The following is a 3,298-nucleotide window of genomic DNA, read 5'->3' as shown; positions in this document are numbered from 1 at the left end:
GGCGTAAACGGCAGCGGGAAGCACAACAACTGGGCCCTGAGCACTGACACCGGGGTGAACTTGTTCGCGCCTGGCCGCAGACCAAAGGAGAACCTGCAAACAGGCCGAAAACAGAAGGGTGGCTTCACCCAAGACAGAACGAACCAGGGAAGGCGCTTGTGTACAGATTGATTTTGCTGGCGAAACGGGGAGCATAAGGTTCTTCTGTAGTGTTTTTAGAGCAGCCTAGCAGCGCTATGGTGCGAGGCAACCGCAATGTCAGGTTCTTTTGAGGCCGGTTTGCAGCGCATAAGACAAAGAGAAACAGGCTAAACGCAAAAAGTCCCCGGCTCATTAAGAACCGGGGACTTTCTCTTACTCAGGATTACCTGTTAACGGTAAATGTGCTCACCGCGGTGGGTGCGCCATTCGTTTTCAAAGTAGTCTGCATCTTCAGCGGTACGTGGGGTTACGCCCATCACAATGTTACCCTCTTTGATACCAGACTCATACGTCTTAGCACGTTCCTCCGGAATACCAGAACCCACCAGGGCACCTAGTAAGCCACCCGTCAAACCACCGGCACCGGCACCAGCCAGACCAGCTGCCAACGGACCAGCAATCACCAGACCCAGGCCAGGCAGGGCAACAGAAGTACCAATAGCGGCAATAGCCCCCACAATGGCACCCAGGGTACCGCCAATGGCAGAACCGGCTCCGGCTCCCTCCAGGGCTTTGTTCCCCAGTTCAGTCTCATGGCCATCTGCGAAGTGACGCTTGCGTGCCTCATCGCTCATGATCACGTTAATATCATCTTTGCTGTAGCCGCGGCTGTGTAAAGCGTTGTAGGCACGTTCAGCACTGTCTCTATCTCTAAACATTCCCGTCATCATACGGGAATTACCGGTGTTTCCATGATGGTTTTCCATAGCTCGTTGTTTAATATTTAGTAGGTGTAACATAGTGGTATTTGATGCGCTGGTTAAATCCAGCAAACTGAACATCAGAGATTAGCTAAACGAAAACGTTTGGTATTAGTTACATCTGCTGGTTGACATAAAACAAGAACGCTGCGGTTTACCGCAGGCGTTCTTGCCATCAGGGAATAGTAGGTCTCTTAGTTGTACACCTTGACCATGTACACAAAGTCTTGCAGTTTCTTGAGCTGCTGCGGGCGGCTGGTACCGGCCAGGTTATTTACTTTAGGCAGGTTAACCGGCTGCGGAAGGCGGTGGCTGGGCAGTTGCTCCAGCAGGCTCAGCAAATAGGCAGATTTCACGGCAAAGGCCGCCCCGTCTACCCCCAGCATTTTGCCACTGATTACGCCAATCATGTTGCCGCGGTCATCTAGCAGCGGTCCGCCGCTGTTGCCTGGGTTCAACGGGATAGAGATCTGGTAAGAAGCGGTGTCACCGTAAACGCCGGAGCGGGAGCTGAGGGTGCCTTCGCCAAACACCACGTCTTCCCTTGGGTAGCCCAGGGTGAAAACGCGCTCGCCTAAATCAGACTCCTTAGATTTGAAAGAGTACGGCAGTTTCCCAAATCCGTCAAACGTGGTGTCTGCCACGCGTAGGAGCGCCAGGTCTCTGATCTGGTCTGAATAAATCTCTTCCACTTTGTATTTCTGCCCGTTCTTGTGCTCAATCATGAGAGAGTCTGCGCCTTCAATCACGTGGTAAGACGTGACAAAGTACCCGTCTGAGGTAAGGGCGAAGCCGGTGCCGGTGAACTGGCCCGGATTGACTGCGCTGGCTTTAGGGGTGGCGGTGGCGTCTTGCAGAAGGGCGTTCTGCTTGCGCTTGAGCGCGTCTACTTCCCGTCTCAACTCTACATAGCGGGCTGCCTGCTGCTTGGTAGCTGAACGCCACATCTCCATGCCCAGCAGCGCGCTGAACACCGTGATAATAGCTACCGTGGCGGCTACCCCCATGGTGGCGGCGTACCGGCGCATGAAAAGCTGCATGGGCGTGCGGCGGCGTACCGGGGCCGGGGCGCTGGCGGGGTTCTCCTGTCTCCACTCCTGGTGCAGGCTGTTTAGCTTCTGGCGCAGCTCCTGCTGCTTGCCATACGCCTGTAAAGAGGAGGTCAGCAGCTCAAAGTCCTGCACCCGCTGGGCAAATAGGGGGTCAGTGGCCAGGCGCTCTTCCAGTTCCTGCCTTTCGGCGGAGGTTACCTGGCGCTGGCGGTACCGCTCCATTAATTCAAATAATTCCCTGTCACTCATATATGAATACACCCTGACCGGGTGCCTGTCTTAATTGCTGCGTTTACCTGGGCTCCTGATAGCCCAGGAAGAAAAGCTTCTTTAGGCGCATGAGGCACTTGTACTTCTGGTTTTTAGCCGAGTCTGCATTGTTGTAGCCAAACTTCTCCGTGATCTCGGGCATGCCCATAGACCGTATGTAAAAGTCTTCCAGCAGCGTTTTGCAGGGCTCGCCCAACTGGTTCAAGGCATCGGCCATGGCCGAAAACTTGAGCTCGTTCTGCTCTGCCTGGTCCGCCTCCTGAGACGTGTCTGTCAGCTCCTCCTCGGTGTCTTCTATCAAACCGCTGCTAAAGCGGCTGCTGCGGGAAAGCCTTTTTAGCCAGAGTCTTCTGCAGATGGAATACAAGTACGTCTTAATCTGGCAGTTGAGTTCCAGCTGGCCGGCCTTTATCTTTTCATAGAAGACAATCACGGCTTCCTGAAAGATGTCTTTGGCGTCATCTTCTGTGCCGTTGTTACTCTGCACAAAGAACAGCACCATAGGAAAGTGGAGCTTGTACAGCCTGCTCAGGGCTACCTCGTCATCACGTAGAATCCCTTCAAAAATGTCGGTATCGGCTAGCTGCGCCTTACTAGTCATGCTCATCAATTAATACAGTTTCAGGGATTTAGTAACCCACAGAAAAAAAATAAAAATTTTCTGAAAAAGATGGGTTACCTCCCGGGGGGTAGCGGTATAAAGGGTGAAATTAACGCTAAAACCCTTTAAAAATCACTAAAATGAAAAAGGTATTTTCTCTTGCCCTAGTTGCTGGTATGTTCGCTTTCGCTTCTTGCGAGTCTAAGCCTGCTGAAACTACTGAAGCTACAACTGAAACTGAAGTTTCTACTGAAGCTACTGAAGTAGATACTACTGCTGCTGTTTCTACTGATTCTGCTGCTGTTACTACTGACTCTACTACTGCTGTTCAGTAATTAACCGCGTGCAATCACGTACGCAACTAGGTTAAGAATGAAAAGCGTCTTCATGCGGTTTGCGCAGAAGACGCTTTTTGTTTTTTAAAGCAACCGCCCGTGTTGTCTCTGTTTTCAGAAAACAGGCCAAAAACAACG

General features: G+C 52.1%; 4 protein-coding genes. 1 reads left to right on the top strand and 3 read right to left on the bottom strand.

What is annotated here, in order from left to right; genetic code table 11:
* Nucleotides 1-371 precede the first annotated feature (371 nt).
* From A8O25_RS22190 to A8O25_RS22180, 3 genes are all read right to left on the bottom strand, one after another.
* Nucleotides 372-908, bottom strand: a complete 537-nt coding sequence (locus A8O25_RS22190) for a hypothetical protein (protein ID WP_066839840.1) — start codon at nucleotides 906-908, stop codon at nucleotides 372-374.
* A gap of 188 nt (nucleotides 909-1,096) precedes the next feature.
* Nucleotides 1,097-2,203, bottom strand: a complete 1,107-nt coding sequence (locus A8O25_RS22185; protein ID WP_066839837.1) for a S1 family peptidase — start codon at nucleotides 2,201-2,203, stop codon at nucleotides 1,097-1,099.
* 43 nt (nucleotides 2,204-2,246) lie between these two features.
* Nucleotides 2,247-2,825, bottom strand: coding sequence for an RNA polymerase sigma factor (locus A8O25_RS22180; RefSeq protein WP_206598737.1), 579 nt, complete (start codon nucleotides 2,823-2,825; stop codon nucleotides 2,247-2,249).
* A gap of 140 nt (nucleotides 2,826-2,965) precedes the next feature.
* Here A8O25_RS22180 and A8O25_RS22565 point away from each other — a divergent pair, with 140 nt between their 5' ends.
* Complete coding sequence (locus A8O25_RS22565; protein ID WP_074988013.1) at nucleotides 2,966-3,160, top strand: hypothetical protein; 195 nt, start codon at nucleotides 2,966-2,968, stop codon at nucleotides 3,158-3,160.
* The last annotated feature ends 138 nt before the right edge of the window (nucleotides 3,161-3,298 follow it).

Origin of the sequence: Rufibacter ruber (assembly GCF_001647275.1) — a bacterium.
Taxonomy (GTDB): domain Bacteria; phylum Bacteroidota; class Bacteroidia; order Cytophagales; family Hymenobacteraceae; genus Nibribacter; species Nibribacter ruber_C.
The sequence above is the reverse complement of the archived record's forward strand: the minus strand, read 5'-3'. Positions and strand labels throughout refer to the sequence as shown.